This is a genomic window from Endothiovibrio diazotrophicus (assembly GCF_054657215.1).
In genome coordinates this window covers 1-859 of the sequence record NZ_BAAHXB010000280.1, presented here as the reverse complement: position 1 = coordinate 859, position 859 = coordinate 1, and the positions used below count along the sequence as shown (strand labels likewise).

Genomic DNA, 859 nt, shown 5'->3' with positions numbered 1-859 from the left:
AGGGGGAGGTGGATGTCGCCTACGTCGACGGCGGGCGCTTCTGGCCGGTGGAGGTGAAATGGACCGGCCAGTTGCGCCCGAAGGCGCTCAAGCAGATCGCCAAGTATCCCAACGCGCGGATTCTCGACCGGTCACGGCGCGGCGGGGAGATTCAGGGGATTCGGACCGAGCCGCTGCCGCTTGCGCTGGCGCGTATCGGGTAGTGAGCGGCAGCGGAGGGAAGTGGAAGACTTCGTGGATTTCCTGCGCGAGCGCACGACGGCCCGAAAGCGCGCTACCGGCAAAGAGCCGCTGGATTTTCCGGTGGATGATTCCGGCCCGTGGCCGGAAGGCTTGAGCTTGCATAGACAGGACATTTAGGGCCCGCGCCTTGTGTCTGCCGCGGGGGTGCCGATCGTTCAGGCAGTAGTCACGCAACTTACGAAGGTCGACAAATGCGCGATGGGCGTGCGGCAACTTCACCGCTATCCCTCCCAGGGTGGCGCAACGATCACCGCCCCTCCTGGAGCGCAACGACTTCCTCGACCGTAAGACCGGTGATGCGCGCGACCCGCCCCGCGGTCATACCCTCTTCCAGCAGCGCCCGCGCGATACTCGAGGCCCGCCGCGACTCCCCTTCGGCAACGCCAGCCTCGCGCCCGCTCTCCCGCTGCTCCGCCGCCACCAACCGCCCCCAGCGCTCCATCGCCGCCCGATCCTCCACCTCCGGCAACGGCGGCAACTCCGGCGCCTCGCCGTCCTCGGGCAGCGCGGGCAGCTCCCCCACCGCGTCCGCGCCGCAGAACGACGCCAACTGCTCCCGGCAGGCCACCGACACCCGTTCGGCCAGATCCAGCACCCGCGCCCGCAGGATCGTCAG

The 859-nt window shown here is 68.9% G+C and carries 3 protein-coding genes and 1 pseudogene; 2 read left to right on the top strand and 2 right to left on the bottom strand.

Annotated elements, in window-relative coordinates:
- Nucleotides 1-203 (top strand): hypothetical protein (locus ACYQ2W_RS26425; protein WP_459874081.1); only part of this gene is annotated, 203 nt, incomplete at its 5' end.
- Between the two features lie 19 nt (nt 204-222).
- Nucleotides 223-360, top strand: coding sequence for a hypothetical protein (locus ACYQ2W_RS26420; RefSeq protein WP_459874079.1), 138 nt, complete (start codon nt 223-225; stop codon nt 358-360).
- A gap of 21 nt (nt 361-381) precedes the next feature.
- On the opposite strand, the pseudogene ACYQ2W_RS26415 reads toward ACYQ2W_RS26420, so the two are convergent.
- Both ACYQ2W_RS26415 and ACYQ2W_RS26410 read right to left on the bottom strand, forming a co-directional pair.
- Nucleotides 382-462 (bottom strand): annotated as a pseudogene (locus ACYQ2W_RS26415) (hypothetical protein); the annotation flags it as partial.
- Between the two features lie 28 nt (nt 463-490).
- Nucleotides 491-859: hypothetical protein (locus tag ACYQ2W_RS26410; protein ID WP_459874077.1), on the bottom strand; the 369-nt coding region annotated here is incomplete at its 5' end.